The sequence below is a fragment of the Halopseudomonas litoralis genome (genome assembly GCF_900105005.1).
Taxonomy (GTDB): Bacteria; Pseudomonadota; Gammaproteobacteria; order Pseudomonadales; family Pseudomonadaceae; genus Halopseudomonas; species Halopseudomonas litoralis.
This window is the reverse complement of record NZ_LT629748.1, coordinates 2,373,451-2,392,079: the sequence shown is the minus strand read 5'-3', so window position 1 is coordinate 2,392,079 and position 18,629 is coordinate 2,373,451. Positions and strand designations below refer to the sequence as shown.

The window sequence follows — 18,629 nt, the reverse complement described above, 5'->3', positions numbered from 1 at the left end:
CTAAACGAATCTTTGATCACAATGTAGCAGCTGGCTCGCGCCTAAGCGAAGGGGCGGCCAATCTGCTGGTTGATCAATTCGGGCGGCAGTGGCGTCTTGCTGGTTGCCCCCGCAATCTCCCGTACCAGACGCGGCACCAGGAAGCCCGGCAGTTTTGCCAGCATCTCCCCGACCAGTCGCCTGGCGATCTCATCGTCCACATGAAAATGCTGCGCTCCCTTCACATGATCCAACACGTGCAGATAATAGGGCATAACGCCATGATCGCCTAGCGCTTCGCTAAGCGAGAGCTGATCATCGATTCGGTCATTGACACCTTTGAGCAGTACCGCTTGGTTCAACAGCATCACACCGGCACGGCGCAGAGCCTGAATGGCGCTTCCCACGTGGCTGTCCAGCTCGTGGGCATGATTGCAATGCAGGACCATTGTCACCGGCAGACGCGTGCCGCACAACGCTTCGATCAGGCTATCGGTGACCCGCTGGGGAATTACTATCGGCAGCCGGGTATGTACTCGCAGCCGCTTTACATGGGCGATCTCGGCAATCTCCCGAGTCAGCCACGCCAAGCGTTTATCATTGGCGGCCAGAGGATCACCGCCGCTGTATATGACCTCACGAATGCTGTCGTCCTGGCGTATGTAGTCCAGCGCCTGATGCCACTCGTCGGTACTCAGGGCATTGTCGCTGTAGGGGAAATGACGACGGAAGCAATAGCGGCAATTGACCGCGCAGCCGGCACTGACGATCAGCAGCAGACGTCCGTGGTATTTATGAATGATGCCCGGACGAGCATTGGTATGCTGTTCGCCGAGTGGATCAAACACGAAATCGGGATGTTCCAGCAACTCTTCACCCACCGGCAACACCTGACGCAACAAAGGGTCAGCGGGGTTGCCATGCTGCATGCGGCTCAGGTAGGGCTCCGGGACGCGCAGCGGAAAATCGGCGCTGGCGGCGCGGGCGGGCCCGAGCAACGCCGGGTCGAGATCGAGACGGCGCAGCAGCTCCAGGGGGTCGGTAATACTCCGGGCCAGCAGGTTTTGCCAGCTGACAGACTCAACAGCGGCTGAAGATCCATGTATCATTAGGTTTTTTCCGCGCATGGGTGGCAGGGCATCCGTCAGACGTACAAGCTACGTCAGGCAGTGACCATCGGTCGGCGCGATTTCGGATGTATCCGTTCAAACTGTAAGTGGGAAATGTATGGCCAACTATTCTACCAACGAATTCAAGCCGGGTCTTAAAGTGATGCTCGATGGCGATCCTTGCGCGATCCTCGAAAACGAGTTCGTCAAGCCGGGCAAGGGACAGGCCTTCAACCGGGTCAAGGTGCGCAACCTGAAGACCGGTCGGGTCAACGAGCGTACCTTCAAATCAGGCGAGTCGCTGGAAGGCGCCGACGTGATGGATCGGGATATGGAATATCTTTATACCGACGGTGAGTTCTGGCATTTCATGGCCACAGATGGCTCCTTCGAGCAGTTTGCCGCAGACGAGAAAGCCGTGGGCGACACGTCCAACTGGCTGAAGGAACAGGTCATCTACACCATCACGCTGTACAACGGCGCGCCGATCGCGGTCACTCCCCCGAACTTCGTCGAGCTGGAAGTGGCCGAAACCGATCCGGGTATGCGTGGGGACACCTCCGGCGGCGGCAACAAGCCGGCCAAGTTGGTGACCGGCGCGGTGGTCAAGGTGCCGCTGTTCATCAACGTGGGCGATGTGCTCAAGGTTGATACCCGTACCGCCGACTATGTTGGGCGCGCCTGATAGTATCAGGCTGGTCCACGGCCATTTCTGTGGCCGATTCCGCGGTGTTACTGCCCCGCTTCAGGTGACTACCAGCTGAAGCGGGCGCGAAATCTTCAGTTTCCCATGGCAATTTGATTCAAATTGCTACAGGGCGCGCCCTTTCTCTTCTTATTTATCTGACTTTTCGCATTGGCCGGAAGTGTCGGAATCCCCGGGTTTTTCAGATTTTCCTGCGTGGCTGAAATGTGTAGATTGTGAGCTCATGCTTTAGCGGAGCGCAGCCAACCGATGCCGGTCCCTTTCCCTGCGAGATCTAACTGACCATGCTGGTCAGCCTGTTAGCCATTCTGATCAATGGACTCTGTGCGCCTTTTGTATGGCATGTCGCCCAGCGTCATGCCGGTCTGATTCTGGCGCTGGTTCCGGCTGCCAGTTTCGTATGGTTTGGCTTGCAGATATCCGAGGTGGCCGGAGGCGGGGTGTTGTTCGAAAGTCTGGCCTGGGTCCCCATTCTGGATGTGGCGCTGGGCTTGCGACTGGATGGGCTGGCTCTGTTGTTCGCGTTGCTGATTACCGGCATTGGTGCGCTGATCGTGATGTATTCCGGGGCTTATCTGCGCGGCCATCCGCAGTTGGGTCGTTTTTATGCCTACCTGCTGGTCTTCATGATGGCCATGCTCGGGTTGGTGCTGGCTGATGACCTGATTGCCATGTTCGTGTTCTGGGAGCTGACCAGTATCGCGAGCTACCTGCTGATCAGTTTCAATCATGAGAAGGCCGAATCGCGCCGCGCCGCTCTGCAGGCGCTGCTCATTACTGCCGGTGGCGGTCTGGCATTGCTGGCCGGGCTGCTGCTGCTGGGCATCGCTGCGGACAGCTGGCAACTATCCAGGCTGCAAGCTGATATGGTGCAGGCCCATGCGCTGTTTCCGGCGATCATGGTACTGGTATTGATTGGCTGTTTTACCAAGTCGGCGCAATTTCCTTTCCATCTCTGGTTGCCCAATGCAATGAACGCGCCCACGCCGGTTTCCGCGTATCTGCATTCCGCCACCATGGTCAAGGCCGGTATCTATCTGCTTGCCCGTCTGAATCCCACGCTGGGTGGCGGTATGGGTTGGAGCACGGTGTTGATCACTCTCGGAGCGCTGACGGCCCTGCTGGGCGCCGTTCTGGCGATCCGTCAATATGATCTCAAGCGCATGCTGGCCTATACCACCGTCACCGTACTCGGCCAGTTGACCATGCTCATCGGTACCAACACCAGCTATGGTCTGCAGGCGTTTGTGCTCTATCTGGTGGCGCATTCCTTTTACAAAGGCGCCTTGTTCATGGCTGTAGGGGCTATCGATCACGCCACCGGTACGCGGGATATCCGGCGTCTCAGCGGCCTGTTCACGCTGATGCCACTTACCGGCATCGCCGTCGGGCTGGCCGCGTTTTCCAACGCCGGCCTGCCGCCATTCTTCGGTTTCATTGCCAAGGAGTTCAAGTACGCCGGGCTTATCGAAATGGGCTCGATTGGCTGGACGGTCACTATGGTGATGATCCTGACCAATGCGCTTCTGGTTGCTGCCGCCGGCCTGATCTTCTTCAAGACCTTTCTGGGGAAACCCGGCAAACTGAACCGCAATCCCCATGAGGTCAGCCCGTTGATGTGGGTCGGTCCGCTGCTGCTGGCCGTGAGCGGCCTGGGTCTGGGTGCCTGGAATCAGTGGCCGGAAATCTGGCTGATCAACACTGCCGTGCAGGCCGTCGCCAGTGAAGAAGTGGACGTGGGACTCTACCTGTGGGGCGGAATTACCCCGGCGGTGATTGCCAGCGCTCTTACGCTGGGGCTTGGTACTGTGTTCTATTTCAATACCAACGCTATTCGTGCCTTGGCAAACCGATTGGGCAACCTGTGGACATTCAGCGGAGATCTGCTCTGGGACAAGCTGCTCAAACGCCTGTTCCAGTTTGCTGGCGCAGTGGCCGGATTGTTCCAGCATGGCTCCCTGCGTTTGCATATGGCGCTGATGACGCTGGTGGTCAGCCTCTGTGTGCTGAGCGGTCTGCTGATGATGAACGTCACAGCCTTTGACAATCAGGCGCTATCCGAGGTGACCGTGCCGGGAGTACTCGGGTGCCTGCTGGCACTGGGCGGCGCCGTGGGCGCTGCGTTCATGGCTGGTCGTCTTGCGCTGGTTGCCTCTCTCGGTGCCAGTGGGCTGGGCCTGGCATTGTTCTTCGTATCGATCAATGCGCCGGATGTGGCCTTGACCCAGTTGATGGTCGAGACCCTGACCGTGGTCTTCCTGGCGATGGTGTTGCGGCGGATGCCAGGGGTGCCGGCCAGCGGCGGAAGTGGGGCCGGTGCGACTATCTGGCATGCCGTCGTGGCAGTGCTTTTCGGTCTGGCCGTGACTCTGCTGATCATGACCGCGGTCAGCCAGCCGTTGCCGGGAGATCTGGCCGACTGGTTTCTGACCAACAGTCTGCCGAACGGATACGGCAGCAATGTGGTGAATGTCATTCTGGTCGATTTCCGGGCCGTCGATACGCTGGGCGAGATTCTGGTTGTGGCTATTGCCGCCCTGGCTGCGTCGACGCTGCTGGGCGCAGGGCAATTGCCCGGTCTCAAGCCTCGCGGCCTGCCGGAATTCGGCTCGTTGATGTTGCGTCAGAGCATGCGCCCATTGGCGACGGTTCTGCTGGTGGTGTCGCTGGCGATTCTCTGGCGGGGGCATAACCTGCCGGGTGGCGGCTTCATCGGCGGGCTGATCGCAGCGACCGGGTTCACCTTGTTGATAGTGACATTCGGGCGTGGCATGCAGCGCGGACTGGCGCGGATCGCGCCGCCTGCCATCATCGGGATCGGGCTGGCCTGCGCGGTGAGTGCCGGACTATTCGGGCTGGTGGCTGAACTGTCTTTCATGACCGGGCTGTGGGTTGAGCTTTTCGGTGTAAAGCTGGGAACTCCGTTGCTCTTCGATGTCGGCGTGTTTCTGACGGTCTTCGGTTCAGTCATGCACATGCTGCGCAATCTGATCGGGAGGACTGCCTGATGGAATGGATCGGTGCTGTCACCGCCGGCATCATGGCCGCCCTGGGTGTGTGGATGATGCTGAATCGGCATCTGATGCGCGTGGTGCTGGGTATCGCCGTGCTGGGCAATGCCATCAACCTGGGGGTGTTGACGGCAGGCCGCTTTGCCGGCAGCGAAGCCGCTTTCATCTTCTCTGGTCAGGATGTGCTGGACTCGGCCAACCCGCTGCCCCAGGCACTTGTGCTCACCGCCATCGTGATCGGGTTTGCGCTCTTCGTGTTTGCGCTCTCGGTACTCAAGCGTACTCATGAATTGCATGGCGACAAGAATACAGATCGTGTCAGCCAGGTGACCGAGGAGCCTGCCCCGGACGAGGACGAAGAACAAGCCTATCCTCCGGCTGGGGAGGGCAAACCATGAATGTACTGATCGTACTGCCCATTCTCATTCCGCTGTCGACCCTGCTGCTCGCGCTGCTGGTCAGGCGCCGTCATGCCTGGGTCACCGCCATCAGCATGACGGGCGCGGCCCTGTTATTAATCGTTGGTCTTTATCTGGTCGCGCTTGCCGCCGAGGGCAGGGTGCTCAGCGCTCAGATGGGCGGGTGGGCTGCTCCGTACGGCATCAGTCTGGTGATAGATCGGCTGTCTGCAGTGATGGTCGCGATTACCGGGGTGATCGGGTTGGCTACGCTGGTCTATTGTTTCCGCCAGCCAATGCCAGCCGATTTTCTGCGCGATACCCATCTGTTCATCCAGGGACTGCTGACCGGCATCTGTGGGGCGTTCATCACTGCTGACGTATTCAACCTGTATGTCTGGTTCGAGGTTCTGCTGATCGGGTCGTTCGCGCTGATTGCCTTGGGCGGCGGTGAGCGACGCCTGTCGGGTGCCATGACCTATCTGGTGCTGAATATGCTGGCGACACTGTTGTTTCTACTCGCTGCCGGGCTGGTATATGGGGCGACCGGGACCTTGAATATGGGCGAGCTGGCGCTGCTCTTTCGCGCCGATCAGGCCAGTTCGGGCGCCTGGCTGGGTGTTGTGCTGATGTTGGTTTCGTTTTCGATCAAGGCTGCGCTTTTTCCCCTGTTCGGTTGGCTTCCGGCCAGCTATCACGTGGCCTGGACGCCCGTCTCCGCCTTGTTCGCCGGACTGCTGACCAAGGTCGGTGTCTACGCTCTGATTCGCCTGGTGACCTTGCTCTGGCCGGAACCCGGCGTGGTCCATTCGGTGCTGCTGTGGGTGGCCTGTGCGACCATGATCATCGGTGTGCTGGGTGCTGCTGCGCAGACCGAAGTGCGACGCATATTGTCATTTCATATCGTCAGTCAGGTGGGATACATGGTGCTCGGGCTGGCGCTGGCTACGCCGCTGGCATTGGCAGGGGCGGTCTTCTATCTGATTCACCATATCGTGGTTAAGGCCAATCTGTTCTTCGTCGGCGGCATCGCTGCACGGCTGACCGGCTCCGAGCGTCTGGCGGCGATGGGTGGGCTATATGCGCGTGCGCCTCTGTTGGCCATTCTGTTTGCCATACCCGCACTGTCTCTGGCAGGCATACCACCATTGTCGGGATTCTGGGCCAAGTTTGTACTGGTCAAGGCCAGCCTGGACGCTGGAATCTGGATGGCAGCATTCTTCGCCTTGTTTACCGGCATTTTCACCTTGTTATCGATGAGCAAGATCTGGAATGAAACTTTTCTCAAGGCACATCCCGAGCCGCAGCAGCTTGGTGTGGTGGGCGGTGGACCGCGTGGCGCCTGGTTCACAGTCGTTGTGTTGGCGCTGATCACGGTGATGATAGGTCTGGGCGCCGGCCCGGTAATGAACTACGCCATGGCAGCGTCGGCCCAACTGATAGAGGCGCCAGCCTACCTGCAGCTGTTGCACAGAGGGGGCGAATGATGGTGTATCTGCACCTGCTGCTCGCGACAGGACTGGCCATGCTGCTGGCGCAGGCGAGCCCGCTCTACTGGGTACTGGCGTTTGCGGCTCTGTACCCGTTATTTCGGCTGTGTGGGCTGGCACATGGGGCCAGTCGCCTGTACGCGATGCGTATTGAAGCCGGCGCGATATTTGTGCCCTGGTTTACCTATCAGGTATTTCATGCGTCGCTGGATGTGGCGAAGATCGTATTGAATCCGCGTCGGCAGATCGAATCCGCTGTGGTTTGCGTTCCGGTGCAAACGCAGGACAAGCGGTTGATCACACTGATTGGCTGCTTGCTGTCTCTGACCCCGGGCACACTGGCGCTGGACTACCGGCCGCGCACAGGAGAGATGTTCGTGCATGTCCTGGATACTCGTTCGATAGAGTCCATTACCGGCGCCATTGCCGAGATAGAACGTCGTCTCATGCGCTGGGTAAGACCGCTGGGAGGTGGCCGGTGAATGTGGTCCTGGCGGGTCAGGCCTGGGTGCTGCCGCTGGCTGGCGGCATGCTGGTTCTCAGCACAGTATTGGTAATGTGGCGTTTGCTGGTGGGGCCGAGCAGGCCGGATCGGGCGGTCGCCATCGATGCGTTAACCATGATAGGTGTGGCAGGGGGCGCTGTTCTGGCTCTGATGCGGGAACAGCAAGTGCTGTTGGATGTGGCCATCATACTGGCGATTGTCAGCTTCCTGGGCAGTGTCGCCTTTGCGTTACTGTTCCTCGGCTCTCACCGCAGTGATGACTCACAGGCTCGACTGGAACAGCGGAATCGGGAGGACAGCGAATGAATGACCTTATCGCCTTTGCCGGCTCGGTTCTGGTGCTGCTGGGAGCGCTGTTCAGTCTGCTGGGAGCGCTTGGTGTATGGCGCCTGCCTGATGCCTACAGTCGGATGCATTCAGCCAGCAAGGCGGGCGCCCTGGGGGCAATCCTGATCCTGCTGGGGACGCTGTTTGCTACGGCAGGTCATGCCTGGTTCACCATCCTGGTGGCGATTGCGGTGTTGCTGCTCACCGCGCCGATGGCGGCTCATGCCATCTCGCGTGCCGGCCATCTGGCGGGCGTACGGCCAGAAGTCGGCCCGCTTGGTGATGCGCTGCAACGTGACAGGGACCGCAATATCGATCAGTGAGTGGCATAATGCAGCCCGGATTCGTCCATTGACGCTCACTTCAGATCACAGGCTGCGCAAGCAGATAATCGACATGTACATCAGAAAAATCTCAGACGGGCGCCATTCGCGCCGCGCGGCTGATTGTCCTTCCCGGGGCCTGGCATGAACTGGCACCCGACAGCACCCATGAACAACCTGCGCCGCCGTGCCGAGATCATCAATGGCATCCGCCGCTTCTTTGCCGAGCGCGAGGTACTGGAAGTGGAAACCCCCAGCCTGTCGGCGGCGGCGGTCAGCGATCCGCACCTGTTCCCCTTTGCCACCGATTATGTTCCCGAAGGCGGTGGGCGGGCGCAGACCCTGTATCTGCACACCTCACCGGAGTACCCGATGAAGCGCTTGTTGGCCGCCGGTAGTGGTTGTATCTGGCAGCTGTGCCGGGTCTACCGCAACGGGGAGCGTGGCAGTCGGCATAACCCCGAATTCAGCATGCTGGAATGGTACCGGGTGGGCTTTGATCACCATCAGTTGATGGAAGAGATTGATGATCTGGTTGACGACGTGCTGGGTTGCGGCCGTTCCCGGCGGGTGACTTACGCTGCGCTGTTTGCCGAACATCTGGATGTGGATATCCATGCCTGTGACGATGCGGTATTGGCACGACTGGGTGCTAAGCGCTGCGACTTTCGTGGCGAGCTGGATCGTGATGGCTGGCTCAATCTGCTGTTCTCCCACTGTATTGAACCGCAGTTGCGCGAGCCGACCATGGTGTATGCTTTTCCTGCTTCCCAGGCGGCGCTGGCTCAGGTTGTGGAGGGAGATGACCGGGTGCCCGCGGCGGCTCGTTTCGAGCTTTTCATCGAGGGCATGGAGTTGGCGAACGGGTACTTCGAGTTGACCGACTGGGCTGAACAGCAGCGCCGTTTCACCGTCGATCAGCAGCAGCGTGAGAGCCTGGAGCGGCCGGTACTGCCGGTGGATGAGCGTCTGGTCGAGGCGTTGCAGCAAGGTTTGCCAGCTTGTGCCGGGGTCGCGCTGGGTGTCGACCGGCTGGTGATGCTGGCGCTGGGAGCGGAGCGCATCGATGAGGTGATTGCTTTCCCGCTGGACCGCGCCTGAAGAGCAGGCCGAGCCGGTCTAGCACAGGGTCTGGCGCTGTTCAATAGTGTCAAGGTCTGGGAGCCGGGTAGCGGTTCTGTCTGTATCTTTGGCCGACATTTTCTGGATGTCGGCCATATGAATAATAACGATCCGAGTTACCGGGAGCAGCACCGGCCCAGCCGGGAGTTCCCGACCCGCGCGCAATACCTTGAGCATGAACTGGAAATTCTGGCACCGCGGCGCTGGCGCGCCAACCTGCCGTTCCGTGACTACCGCTTCGAGTTTGAAGATTGGGTTCCCGCCATGGCGGCGACCATCGGCAAGATTGTCATGGTTGCTGCCATCGTTGGCGCCTTCGCCGGACCGCTGGGGTTATCCAGTGAGTTCGTCATCGAAAACGCCCGCTACGAGATGATCATCGCAGCAGTGCTTTTCGTTATCCTGTTTTCCGGCTTTCTGATTCCGACCGCCAACCTTGCGGGCACTCATGGGCCGTTGATTCCCATGATCCCGCTGATCGTGGCCTCCGGTGGGCACCCCATGGCACTGGGGATTCTGGTCGGCGTGTTCGGGCTGGCGCTGGCACTGCTGCGCGGCGGCAGTCTGTTGGCGCGGCTGACCAGCGACGGTGTCTGTGGCGGTTTGTTGCTTTATCTGGGCTTTATCGGCGTCATCGCGCAGATCAAGGTCCTGTTCAGTTGGGCTGACGGCTTCGGTATGGGGCATATCGCCTTTATCGTGGTATTTGCCACCATCGTCATGTACGCCCTGCTGGAGCATTGGCGGCTGCGTTGGCTGGCCATCCCGCTGGGCTGCATCATGGCCGCCTGCATCGCTCTGGCATTGGGTGCGCCCTTCGAATTCACGACCGAGCCGGGAATTCCGAACATGAATCCGGCCTATTGGTGGGGTGAGGAGACCGGTTGGCAGGTCGGGCTGCCGGAGCTGCACCATTTCATTGCCGTGGCGCCTTTTGCCATATTGGCCGTGGCCATGTGGTCGCCGGACTTTCTGGGGCATCGCATCTTCCAGCAGCTCAATTATCCGCCCAAGGCGCGGAAAGCCCTGATGAATATTGACGACACCATGCGTGTGGCGTCGATCCGCCAATTGGTGGGTACCACACTGGGCGGCGGCAACCTGGCCTCTTCCTGGGGGACCTTCATGGTGCCGGCAGCCATTGCCAAGCGTCCGATTCCTGCGGGTGCGGTGCTCACCGGCGTGCTCTGCATAGTGGCAGCTGTCTGGGGGTATCCGATGGATCTGGCGGTCTGGCCGCCGGTGTTGAGCGTGGCACTGCTGGTGGGGGTTTTTCTGCCGTTGCTGGAGGCCGGCATGCAGATGACCCGTGAGGGCAAGACTTCGCAGTCAGCTGCTATCGTGGTGTTTTCGTCTGCGCTGGTGAATCCCGTGTTCGGCTGGTCGCTGACCATGCTGCTCGACAACATGGGCTTCATCGGCGATCGCGAGCGTGGCCAAGGCCTGTGCCGACTGGACCGTTGGGTGATTCCCTCGGTGATGTTCGTCGGGCTATGCGCAGTGATGCTGGCGATCGGCATGCTCCCCGGAATACCGGCAATGCTCGCATCGTTCCGCGTACTGGATTGACCTGCTAACGGCCCCGCTTGCAAGGAGCGGGGCCGGGTGGAGCGCTTCAGCTGGAGGGGTTGAGCCGTTCGCCCATTTTCTGACCCATGCGCACCAAGCTTCCCGCTGTCAGATGTTCATCCCAGCGGGCATGCCCGGGGGCGAACAATACGATGGCCGTGGAGCCGAGTTTGAAACGGCCCATTTCCGCGCCGCGATCCAGCTCCGGTGCGCTATGGCCATAGGCTTCGCTGCGCAACTGGCGTTGTGGCGGGGCGACCAGTCCGGCCCATACGGTTTCCACCGAGGCTACAATCATTGCACCCACCAATACCACGGCCATGGGGCCAGCATCGGTATCGAAAAGACACACCACCCGCTCATTGCGCGCAAACAGTTCCGGCACATTTTCTGCGGTGGTCTGGTTCACCGAGAACAGTTTACCTGGTACATAGACCATTTCCCGCAATGTGCCACCCAATGGCATATGTACGCGGTGGTAGTCGCTGGGCGACAGGTAGACGGTGGCAAACTCGCCGCCCTGAAACTGCTCGGCATGCAGCGGGTTACCGCCAAGCAGCTCCAGCACGCTGAAACTCTGACCCTTGGCCTGAAAGATGCGGCCATGCTCGATACGACCAAGCTGGCTGATCGCGCCATCGGCCGGGCACAGGATGCTTTTCTCACCTTCATCCAGTGGCCTTGCATCGGGCAGCAGGGCGCGGGTGAAGAAGTCATTGAAGCAGCGATAGGCCGTCGGGTCCGGCTCGACCGCCTGGCTCATGTCGACCTGGTAGCGCTTGACGAACCAATTGATGAAGGGGTTTTTTACCCAGCTCCAGGTGCAATTGGCCAGCCCACCGGCAAGGCGTGATAACTGGTGCTGCGGCAACAGGTATTGCGAAGTAATGAACAAGCGATTGCGCATGCGGTAACAGCCTCAGAGTTCAACGGGAGTGTCGGGGTGGTTGCCCCATTCGGACCAGGAGCCGGCATAGGCCTTGACCCGTGGATAGCCAAGGATTTTGGCCGCCAGATAAGTGAAGCCGGAACGGTGGTGCGTCTGACAATGGGTGACCACCTCCCGGTCAGAGGTAATACCCAGCGCCGATAGCTGCTCGGCGAGATCGGAACGCAGACGCAGACCGCGCTGCGGGTCCATGCCAGCGGTCCATTCGAAATTGATCGCGCCGGGAATGTGCCCGCCCTTGGCAGCCAGCACTTTCTCGCCGTGATGTTCCGCCGGCGAGCGGGCATCCCAGATCACCCGGTCAGGGTGGTTCTGCTCTGCCATCAGCGTTTCTGCCGTCACCGTGTGTTCGTCATTGGTCGTCAGTGTCGGCTGGGTCGGTTCGGCCTGATGAACCTCCTGTTCCAGCGGTCGACCGTCAGCCTGCCACGCTTTCAGACCGCCATTGAGGTAGCTGTAACGGGTGTGGCCGATGCTGTCGAGAATCCAGATGAAGCGTCCGGCCCAGCCACCGCCTTCGTCGTCATAGACAATATAATGCAGCTCGGAATGATGACCCAGCGCACCGAAGATCTGCTGCAGGCTGTCCACATCAGGCAGAAAACCCGGCGTCGGCGCAGGAGTGGTGATGCTGTTGGGCGGCAGGTGTACGGCACCGGGGATATGGCCGGCCAGATACTGCTCGGATTTACTCAGATCCACCAGCCGAAACAGGCTGGGATCAAGCGGGCTGGGCAGCTGGCCCGGCTCCAGGAGCAAAGGTAGTGGGGACGTGGTCATGGTCTTTCCAGTTCCAAGGGATGCCTTTTAGTTGTTGAGAAGGATTATACAGAGCAAAAACAATCAAAACCGGAATTCAGCCTGAAATGCCAATGCGATGAATGGCATTATTCGGTTACGAATTGCGTTCAGGATTGAGAGGCGGTCGCCGATATAGTCGCAGTGGCCGGAATCAGCGCTCTGCGTTGCGGCTCGCTGACTATAACGCGAACATGATTATTTCGCTGCGCTGGCAGTGCGCCAGGCAGAATGTGTTTATTGGGGATCGCAGTTTTTATGCTGAAAATCGCAGGTTATGTGGTGGTGCTGGTCAGTGTGCTGGGTGGATTCATGCTGTCTGGAGGGGCACTGGCCGCATTGTGGCACCCGTTCGAAATCCTGATCATCCTCGGCGCTGCCCTGGGCGCCTTTCTGGTCGCCAACAGCATGGCGACGGTCAAGGCGGTGTTCCGCAAGATCCCGATCATCTTTTTCGGCCACCGCTTCAATAAGCCTTTCTATCTGGACGTGCTCGGGCTGCTCTATGAAGTCCTCAACAAGAGCCGCCGAGAGGGCATGATGGCGATTGAAGTGGATATCGAAGAGCCGCAGGAAAGCCCGATTTTCGTCAAGTACCCGGCCATCCTCAAGGATGCCCACATGACGGCTTTCATCTGTGACTACCTGCGGATCATGTCCACCGGCACCATGGCGCCGCACGAACTGGAGGCGCTGTTCGATGTGGAAATCTCCACGCTCACCGAGGAGCTGAGCGAGCCGTCCCATGCGGTGAACCGGGTCGCTGATGCGCTGCCGGGTTTCGGTATCGTCGCTGCCGTTCTGGGCATCGTGATCACCATGAGCATTCTTGGCGAGGCGGATAATGCATTGATCGGCGAGAAGGTGGGTACGGCGCTGGTGGGCACCTTTCTCGGCATTCTGGCGGCCTATGGGTTTGTCGGCCCTTTCAGCGCGGCGATGCAGCATGAAGCCACAGAGGAAGCCAATACCTACGAAGCGATCAAGATGTGTCTGGTAGCCAGCGCGCAGGGTTTGCCGCCAGCGCTGGCGGTGGAGTTCGGGCGCAAATCATTGCTGCCCGATCAGCGCCCCAGCTTTGCCGAGCTGGAAACCTCGGTCAAGGGGCGTTGATCGGTGAGTAACAACGACCAGCCGATTATCGTCAAACGGGTCAGCCGCAAGGCGGGAGGCCACCACGGCGGCTCCTGGAAGATTGCTTTTGCCGATTTTGCGATTGCCATGATGGCGTTCTTCCTGGTGATGTGGCTGGTGACGGTGGCCACGCCGGAACAGTTGAAAATGGTCTCCGCGTATTTCAAGGACCCGATCAATTTCGATGGCGGCAGTCCGCACCCGATTGATCTGGGTGGCTCACCGGTCCCGGCGCCGCAACGCACCCTCAACGAAATGGTCGCCGATATCGAGCCGCCGCCGCTGCCGGTGGAGCCGAAGATCGAACCCTTGCCGGACAAGATGGAGCTGCGTGAGCTGGATCTGCTCTTGCAGGAATTGCAGAACAAGATCGACACCGAGCCGGTTCTGCAGCGATTCCGTGACCAGATTCTGATGGAGTTCACCCTGGAAGGCTTGCGCATCCAGATAGTCGATGCGGAAAACCGGCCGATGTTCGCCAGCGGCAGTCCTGAACTGCAACCTTATTTCGAGGAGATTCTGCTGACCCTGGCCGATACTATCGCCAAGGTGCCGAAGAAGATCAGCATCAGTGGCCACACTGATGCCATGCCTTATACCCGGCGCCCGGATTACGGCAATTGGGAGCTGTCGACTCAGCGGGCGAATGCGGCGCGACGCACACTATTGATAGCCGGCTATCCCGAGCATCAGGTGGCGCGGGTGGTGGGGTATGCCGATTCGGCATTATTCGACCCCGAGAATCCACTCAATCCGATCAACCGGCGGATCGATATTGTGGTCATGAACAAGCGTGCGGAACAGGATATGGCGCGCCAGGCGGGTGGTACAGCAGTAGAAACGGACCCGGAGCAGGAAAGTCCCATGGTGGAGCCGGCGTCCGCAGCCGAGGGGGTGCCGGAATTCCGGGAAGAACCGGCCGTGGAGTCTGATCAACCTCCGCTATTGCCTGAGCAGCCAGCGCAGCCTCCGCGCAACCTGTTCGAGGATGCAGGCCAGCCGCTGCAGCTGATGGGGCAGTAGCTCAGCTGCTGCCAAGGCTGGTGAGAATATGCCGATAGCTTTGTATTCGGCTGGCTGAGATTTCTCCGCTGGCCACCGCCTCAAGCAATGCGCAGCCGGGTTCATGCTTATGCTGGCAATCCCGGAACCGGCAATGTCCGAGAAACGGCCGGAACTCGATAAAACCTTCCAGCAGGTCATCCGGCGTGATGTGAGTCAGTCCGAACTCGCGAATGCCGGGAGAGTCGATCAGGTCGCCGCCGGCGGGAAAGTGAAACAGCCGTGCGGTGGTAGTGGTGTGTGTTCCCTTGCCGGTCATTTCCGACAACGCACCGACACGCAGATCCACGTCCGGCAGCAGAGCATTGATCAGGGATGATTTGCCCACGCCGGACTGGCCGACCAGCACGTTGACGTGATCACGCAGTTCTTCGCGCAGGCCGTCCAGCCCTTCACCGGAACCGGCCGACAGGCACAGTGTGCGGTAACCCAGGCGGGCATAGTCGTCCAGCCAGGCGCGGATATGGGCGTAGTCACCCTGATCCAGCAGGTCAGCCTTGTTCAGTACCAATAGAGGTTCCAGCCCAGCCTGTTCGGCTGCGACCAGGTAGCGGTCGATCAGATTGCTGTGCGGGGTGGGCAGGGGGGCAAACACGATGACCAGTCGGTCAACGTTGGCTGCCACCGGTTTCAACTGGCCGCGATGATCGGGCCGGTAGAGTTCGGTGTGCCGTGGCTGCAGCGCGACGATGACACCGCCTTGTTGATTGTCGGCCCGCCAGACGATGCGGTCACCGGTGACCAGTGCCGGCAGGTTGGCCCTGCGATGGCAGCGGCGAATCTGGCCCCGCAGTGGTCCGGACGAAGCTTCGACATCCACCTGCACACCGAAATGCGCAATGACCTGACCTTCCTGTTCGGGGCCCAGATCGCCGCCGAGCAGCGTTTCTTCGGCGATGTTTGCACGCCGAGTGGCGCGTGCGCTGCGCTCGTCCTGCACCTTTTGAATGCGCCAGCTCTGGCGTCGTGTGAGATGTCGCTTGGCCATGTGTTATTGCATCTTGAGAATCCGCCGCAGTGTAGCACGGGGCGCGTATACTGGAGCTACTCGGGATGGCGGAAAAACAGCATCCATAACAGATAGGAGCGAATATGAAACACCCGGACAACTTGATCTGGATCGACCTGGAAATGACCGGTCTTGATTCGGACAAGGACGTGATCATCGAAATTGCCACCATCATCACTGATGCCCAGCTGAACGTGCTGGCCGAGGGGCCGGCGTTGGCGATCAAACAGCCTGACGCGCTGCTGGACGGGATGGATGAGTGGAATACCCGTCAGCACAATCAGTCAGGCCTGGTTCAGCGGGTCAATGACAGCGTCATCAGTCTGGCCGAAGCCGAACAGATGACCCTGGAGTTCCTCTGCAAATGGGTGCCGGCAGGGCGCTCACCCATGTGCGGCAACAGCATCTGTCAGGACCGGCGCTTTCTGTACCGAGGCATGCCGAGCCTGGAGCAGTTCTTCCATTATCGTAACCTTGACGTGTCCACGCTCAAGGAGCTGGCCGCGCGTTGGGCGCCGGCGGTGCGCGATGGCTTCACCAAGGAAAGCAGTCATCTGGCGATGGATGATATTCGCGACTCGATCGCCGAGCTGCAGTATTACCGCGAGCACTTCATCAAAGTGTGACCGCGGCTCCATGCCGGGCCAATGCCCATTGCACATGCTCGCGTACCAGCTCGGAAGGGTGGTCGAGCCGGCTGTTCAATGCGTCGATCACCGGGATGCTGGTATGGGCATTGCCCAGGCCGATGGCCAGGTTGCGCAGCCAGCGTTCATGACCGATGCGGCGCAGGGGTGAGCCTTCGGTGTTCTTCAGGTATTGCTCTTCATCCCAGCGGAACAGGCTGATCAGGTCGGCCTGGTCCAGTTGATGGCGTGGGCTGAAGTCCCGCTCTGCGGTGGGTTTGGCGAACTTGTTCCAGGGGCAGACCAGCTGGCAATCATCACAGCCGAATACCCGATTGCCCATCAGTGGGCGCAACTCCCCGGGAATCGCTCCCTTGAGTTCGATGGTCAGGTAGGAAATGCAGCGCCTGGCATCCAGTACATGCGGTCCGATGAACGCGTCCGTCGGACACTTGCTCAGACAGGCGGTGCAGCTGCCACAGTGTTCCTGCTCATAAGCGTCATCGGTGGGCAGCGGTAGATCGGTGTACAACTCGCCGAGAAAGAAGAAACTGCCGGCCTTGCGATTCAGCAACATGGTGTTCTTGCCGATCCAGCCCAGCCCGGAACGGGTCGCCAGTGCACGCTCCATGACCGGAGCGCTATCGACGAAGGCCCGAAAGCCGAACGGGCCGATCAGCGTCTGGATGCGCTCGGCCAACTGCTGCAGGCGGCGCCGGATCAGCTTGTGATAATCCCGTCCCAGGGCGTAACGGGAAATATACGCCGCGTCACGATCGGCCAGGCGCCGCGCCATACGGGTATCAGGGGGCAGGTAATCCATGCGCACCGAGATGACCCGCTGCGTGCCCGGCACCAGCTCAGCCGGCTGTGTGCGCTTGCTGCCATGGCTGGCCATCCACTCCATCTCACCGTGGTAGCCGGCGTCCAGCCATTGCTGCAAACGCTGCTCATGGGCACCGATATCCGGCGCGCTGATGCCCAGCTGCTGAAATCCCAGTTCGGCGGCAATGTCGCGGATCTGTGCAGCGAGCAGGGCGTAATCGGCGTTGGTGTCGGGCATGGGGTTGGGGTCTATGCTTGAGTGAACGTATAATTCTGCCAGACATTGACTCGGGTGACATGCCCATGCGTCTTGATTCATCTCCTTCTTCGCTGGATAACGATAATGCCGTGCCTGGGCTGGAACGTCTGGACCTATCGGTATATCAGCAACGTCTGCCGGCGCGCCCGCGAGACGCGCATAAGGGCATGTTCGGTCATCTGCTGGTCATAGGCGGCAATCAGGGTATGGGTGGCGCCGTGATGCTGGCGGCAGAAGCGGCCCTGCGCTGCGGCGCCGGCAAGGTCAGCGTGGCGACCCTCAGCGAGCATATTGCATCCTTGCTGGCCCGTTGCCCGGAAGTGATGGCGCACGGGGTGGATGATCCGGCACAATTACCACCATTGCTGAGCCAGGCCAGCACTGTGGTGTTGGGGCCTGGGCTGGGGCGCGACGCCTGGGCTGAACAGATGCTGATTCAGGTGCTTGAGCGCGAGGTGCCGCGGATTCTCGATGCGGATGCGTTGAATGGTATCGCCAGCATGTCCCGGCCGATTCGGCTGGGTTGCCAGACGGTCATTACGCCCCATCCCGCCGAAGCGGCCCGATTGCTGGCTTGCCGTACTGCCGATATCCAGGCCGACCGGCTGACCGCAGCCGAGCAACTGGCGGAACGCTTTGCCTGCGCAGCTGTCCTCAAGGGTGTGGGCTCGCTGGTGGCCGGCCCGGGCGACCTGCAGCGGCCTGGCATATGCATGCACGGTAATCCGGGCATGGCCAGCGCCGGTATGGGCGACGTGTTGTCCGGCGTGGTCGGTGCCTTGCTGGCGCAGCATCTGGACGCCGGCACAGCCGCGCGCTATGCAGTGTTGCTGCATGCCCTGGCCGGTGACCGAGTGGCAGAGCAAGATGGACAGTTGGGCATGCTGGCCAGCGATTTGATTTCATCCATACGTTATTACCTGAATCGGAATATTTGATGACCCTGGAATTGCATGCACTAGGTGATCAGGCCATGGAGCGCCTGGGTGCCGTCATTGGTGAGGTGCTTGACTGGCGCGGCAGCGTCTGGTTGGTGGGCGATCTCGGCGCCGGCAAGACGACATTGAGTCGTGGTCTGATCCGCGCTGCCGGTCATGTTGGTGCGGTGAAGAGCCCGACCTTCACATTGGTGGAGCCCTATGAGTTGGGGCGGCGCACTATTTATCATTTTGATCTGTATCGGCTGGCCGATCCCGAAGAACTGGAGTTTCTCGGCATTCGAGACTACTTTTCGGACAGTAGTCTGTGTCTGATAGAATGGCCTGCCAAGGGAGAAGGCATGTTGCCGCAGCCGGATCTTGTCATCAGCATCGCGATTGACGGCGAGGGTAGGAGGTTGCAGATTGACGGGCATGGGGAACGTGGCCTGGCTGCTGCCCAAAGCTTGTACAGCACAAGAGGCGAAGCAACGCCGTGACGAAAATCAGA

General features: G+C 60.1%; 19 protein-coding genes. 14 read left to right on the top strand and 5 right to left on the bottom strand.

All coding sequences use genetic code 11. From position 1 onward, the window contains the following. Positions 1 to 41: 41 nt before the first annotated feature. Positions 42 to 1,088, bottom strand: a complete 1,047-nt coding sequence (gene epmB / locus BLU11_RS11645; RefSeq protein ID WP_090273513.1) for an EF-P beta-lysylation protein EpmB — start codon at positions 1,086 to 1,088, stop codon at positions 42 to 44. Between the two features lie 118 nt (positions 1,089 to 1,206). Between epmB and efp the strand changes: the two genes are divergently transcribed. The 9 genes from efp (at position 1,207) to BLU11_RS11600 (ending at position 10,539) form a co-directional block, all read left to right on the top strand. Further along, positions 1,207 to 1,773, top strand: a complete 567-nt coding sequence (efp, locus tag BLU11_RS11640; RefSeq protein WP_090273511.1) for an elongation factor P — start codon at positions 1,207 to 1,209, stop codon at positions 1,771 to 1,773. A 305-nt stretch (positions 1,774 to 2,078) separates the two neighbouring features. Next, positions 2,079 to 4,802 (top strand): hydrogen gas-evolving membrane-bound hydrogenase subunit E, encoded by a 2,724-nt coding sequence (gene mbhE, locus BLU11_RS11635; RefSeq protein WP_090273510.1) that lies wholly within the window; start codon positions 2,079 to 2,081, stop codon positions 4,800 to 4,802. Next, a complete protein-coding gene (locus BLU11_RS11630) occupies positions 4,802 to 5,203 on the top strand; it encodes a sodium:proton antiporter (protein WP_090273508.1) in 402 nt (133 codons plus the stop codon). The genes mbhE and BLU11_RS11630 overlap by 1 nt, the downstream gene beginning before the upstream one ends. Next, positions 5,200 to 6,690 carry a proton-conducting transporter transmembrane domain-containing protein gene (locus tag BLU11_RS11625; protein WP_090273506.1) on the top strand — a complete coding sequence of 497 codons (1,491 nt, stop codon included), beginning with the start codon at positions 5,200 to 5,202 and terminating at the stop codon, positions 6,688 to 6,690. Before BLU11_RS11630 ends, BLU11_RS11625 begins: the two co-directional genes overlap by 4 nt. Beyond that, positions 6,687 to 7,175 carry a Na+/H+ antiporter subunit E gene (locus BLU11_RS11620; RefSeq protein ID WP_090273503.1) on the top strand — a complete coding sequence of 163 codons (489 nt, stop codon included), beginning with the start codon at positions 6,687 to 6,689 and terminating at the stop codon, positions 7,173 to 7,175. The genes BLU11_RS11625 and BLU11_RS11620 overlap by 4 nt, the downstream gene beginning before the upstream one ends. After that, positions 7,172 to 7,504: a monovalent cation/H+ antiporter complex subunit F gene (locus BLU11_RS11615; protein WP_090273501.1), complete on the top strand. Its 333-nt coding sequence runs from the start codon at positions 7,172 to 7,174 to the stop codon at positions 7,502 to 7,504. Before BLU11_RS11620 ends, BLU11_RS11615 begins: the two co-directional genes overlap by 4 nt. After that, complete coding sequence (mnhG, locus tag BLU11_RS11610; protein ID WP_090273499.1) at positions 7,501 to 7,848, top strand: monovalent cation/H(+) antiporter subunit G; 348 nt, start codon at positions 7,501 to 7,503, stop codon at positions 7,846 to 7,848. The genes BLU11_RS11615 and mnhG overlap by 4 nt, the downstream gene beginning before the upstream one ends. Positions 7,849 to 7,992: 144 nt before the next feature. Continuing rightward, complete coding sequence (gene epmA / locus BLU11_RS11605; protein ID WP_090273497.1) at positions 7,993 to 8,949, top strand: elongation factor P--(R)-beta-lysine ligase; 957 nt, start codon at positions 7,993 to 7,995, stop codon at positions 8,947 to 8,949. Between the two features lie 117 nt (positions 8,950 to 9,066). Then, the gene (locus BLU11_RS11600) at positions 9,067 to 10,539 is read left to right on the top strand and encodes a DUF3360 family protein (RefSeq protein WP_090273496.1); all 1,473 of its coding nucleotides are present in this window, start codon (positions 9,067 to 9,069) and stop codon (positions 10,537 to 10,539) included. A gap of 46 nt (positions 10,540 to 10,585) precedes the next feature. On the opposite strand, the gene asd is transcribed toward BLU11_RS11600, so the two are convergent. Together asd and BLU11_RS11590 are read right to left on the bottom strand one after the other, a co-directional pair. Then, the gene (asd, locus tag BLU11_RS11595; protein WP_090273495.1) at positions 10,586 to 11,446 is read right to left on the bottom strand and encodes an archaetidylserine decarboxylase; all 861 of its coding nucleotides are present in this window, start codon (positions 11,444 to 11,446) and stop codon (positions 10,586 to 10,588) included. Between the two features lie 12 nt (positions 11,447 to 11,458). Continuing rightward, positions 11,459 to 12,268 carry a rhodanese-like domain-containing protein gene (locus BLU11_RS11590; protein WP_090273494.1) on the bottom strand — a complete coding sequence of 270 codons (810 nt, stop codon included), beginning with the start codon at positions 12,266 to 12,268 and terminating at the stop codon, positions 11,459 to 11,461. A 276-nt stretch (positions 12,269 to 12,544) separates the two neighbouring features. Between BLU11_RS11590 and motA the strand changes: the two genes are divergently transcribed. Both motA and motB read left to right on the top strand, forming a co-directional pair. Next, positions 12,545 to 13,399 (top strand): flagellar motor stator protein MotA, encoded by an 855-nt coding sequence (gene motA / locus BLU11_RS11585; RefSeq protein WP_090273493.1) that lies wholly within the window; start codon positions 12,545 to 12,547, stop codon positions 13,397 to 13,399. Positions 13,400 to 13,402: 3 nt separating this feature from the next. Further along, positions 13,403 to 14,443 carry a flagellar motor protein MotB gene (motB, locus tag BLU11_RS11580; protein WP_090273492.1) on the top strand — a complete coding sequence of 347 codons (1,041 nt, stop codon included), beginning with the start codon at positions 13,403 to 13,405 and terminating at the stop codon, positions 14,441 to 14,443. 1 nt (position 14,444) lies between these two features. Here motB and rsgA read toward each other — a convergent pair whose 3' ends face one another. After that, entirely contained in the window at positions 14,445 to 15,470 is a 1,026-nt protein-coding gene (rsgA, locus tag BLU11_RS11575) for a small ribosomal subunit biogenesis GTPase RsgA (protein ID WP_090273491.1), read from the bottom strand. Between the two features lie 104 nt (positions 15,471 to 15,574). Here rsgA and orn point away from each other — a divergent pair, with 104 nt between their 5' ends. Then, a complete protein-coding gene (orn, locus tag BLU11_RS11570) occupies positions 15,575 to 16,117 on the top strand; it encodes an oligoribonuclease (RefSeq protein ID WP_090273490.1) in 543 nt (180 codons plus the stop codon). On the opposite strand, the gene queG is transcribed toward orn, so the two are convergent. Further along, on the bottom strand, positions 16,107 to 17,180 hold the full coding sequence (gene queG / locus BLU11_RS11565) for a tRNA epoxyqueuosine(34) reductase QueG (protein ID WP_090273489.1): 1,074 nt from the start codon (positions 17,178 to 17,180) through the stop codon (positions 16,107 to 16,109). The two genes, orn and queG, sit on opposite strands and share 11 nt — an antisense overlap. A 65-nt stretch (positions 17,181 to 17,245) precedes the next feature. Between queG and BLU11_RS11560 the strand changes: the two genes are divergently transcribed. Together BLU11_RS11560 and tsaE are read left to right on the top strand one after the other, a co-directional pair. Continuing rightward, entirely contained in the window at positions 17,246 to 18,139 is an 894-nt protein-coding gene (locus tag BLU11_RS11560; RefSeq protein WP_231702195.1) for an NAD(P)H-hydrate dehydratase, read from the top strand. Continuing rightward, a complete protein-coding gene (gene tsaE / locus BLU11_RS11555) occupies positions 18,136 to 18,618 on the top strand; it encodes a tRNA (adenosine(37)-N6)-threonylcarbamoyltransferase complex ATPase subunit type 1 TsaE (RefSeq protein WP_172828689.1) in 483 nt (160 codons plus the stop codon). The genes BLU11_RS11560 and tsaE overlap by 4 nt, the downstream gene beginning before the upstream one ends. Positions 18,619 to 18,629: the final 11 nt, after the last annotated feature.

Coding starts and splice junctions, on each gene's coding strand:
- epmA (WP_090273497.1), top strand. CDS start 7,993: ATGAACTGGCACCCGACAGCACCCATGAACAACCTGCGCCGCCGTGCC.
- BLU11_RS11620 (WP_090273503.1), top strand. CDS start 6,687: ATGATGGTGTATCTGCACCTGCTGCTCGCGACAGGACTGGCCATGCTG.
- BLU11_RS11590 (WP_090273494.1), bottom strand. CDS start 12,268: ATGACCACGTCCCCACTACCTTTGCTCCTGGAGCCGGGCCAGCTGCCC.
- BLU11_RS11625 (WP_090273506.1), top strand. CDS start 5,200: ATGAATGTACTGATCGTACTGCCCATTCTCATTCCGCTGTCGACCCTG.
- epmB (WP_090273513.1), bottom strand. CDS start 1,088: ATGATACATGGATCTTCAGCCGCTGTTGAGTCTGTCAGCTGGCAAAAC.
- orn (WP_090273490.1), top strand. CDS start 15,575: ATGAAACACCCGGACAACTTGATCTGGATCGACCTGGAAATGACCGGT.
- BLU11_RS11560 (WP_231702195.1), top strand. CDS start 17,246: ATGCGTCTTGATTCATCTCCTTCTTCGCTGGATAACGATAATGCCGTG.
- efp (WP_090273511.1), top strand. CDS start 1,207: ATGGCCAACTATTCTACCAACGAATTCAAGCCGGGTCTTAAAGTGATG.
- BLU11_RS11600 (WP_090273496.1), top strand. CDS start 9,067: ATGAATAATAACGATCCGAGTTACCGGGAGCAGCACCGGCCCAGCCGG.
- BLU11_RS11630 (WP_090273508.1), top strand. CDS start 4,802: ATGGAATGGATCGGTGCTGTCACCGCCGGCATCATGGCCGCCCTGGGT.
- queG (WP_090273489.1), bottom strand. CDS start 17,180: ATGCCCGACACCAACGCCGATTACGCCCTGCTCGCTGCACAGATCCGC.
- rsgA (WP_090273491.1), bottom strand. CDS start 15,470: ATGGCCAAGCGACATCTCACACGACGCCAGAGCTGGCGCATTCAAAAG.
- mbhE (WP_090273510.1), top strand. CDS start 2,079: ATGCTGGTCAGCCTGTTAGCCATTCTGATCAATGGACTCTGTGCGCCT.
- asd (WP_090273495.1), bottom strand. CDS start 11,446: ATGCGCAATCGCTTGTTCATTACTTCGCAATACCTGTTGCCGCAGCAC.
- motA (WP_090273493.1), top strand. CDS start 12,545: ATGCTGAAAATCGCAGGTTATGTGGTGGTGCTGGTCAGTGTGCTGGGT.
- mnhG (WP_090273499.1), top strand. CDS start 7,501: ATGAATGACCTTATCGCCTTTGCCGGCTCGGTTCTGGTGCTGCTGGGA.